This is a genomic window from Ancylomarina sp. 16SWW S1-10-2 (genome assembly GCF_009669305.1).
GTDB lineage: Bacteria > Bacteroidota > Bacteroidia > Bacteroidales > Marinifilaceae > Ancylomarina.
The window spans coordinates 1-409 of record NZ_SADB01000279.1 but is presented as its reverse complement, the minus strand read 5'-3'; the positions used below and the strand labels follow the sequence as shown (position 1 = coordinate 409).

The 409-nt window shown below is 45.2% G+C and carries 1 protein-coding gene; it reads left to right on the top strand.

Annotated elements, in window-relative coordinates; genetic code table 11:
• On the top strand, window positions 1-409 hold a 409-nt coding region (locus EMN46_RS19775), incomplete at both ends, for a hypothetical protein (RefSeq protein ID WP_195715343.1).

Genomic DNA, 409 nt, shown 5'->3' with positions numbered 1-409 from the left:
CATGTGCGTCAACAAACGCAGAGCTGACCGTTAATTATTATGAGACACCTACAACAGCTATCGTTGGAAGCGATCAAAACCAATGCGGAACATTAATCAGTTCTAGTTTGGGCGGCAATACAGCAGCAGTTGGAGAAGGTACTTGGACACAATTTTCAGGACCAGGTACAACAACATTTAGTGCTCTTCATTCTGAAAGTTCTACCGCGACAGCAAGTGCATATGGGACTTACGTTTATCGATGGACCATTGCCAACGGGGCATGTGCGTCAACAAACGCAGAGCTGACCGTTAATTATTATGAGACACCTACAACAGCTATCGTTGGAAGCGATCAAAACCAATGCGGAACATTAATCAGTTCTAGTTTGGGCGGCAATACAGCAGCAGTTGGAGAAGGTACTTGGAC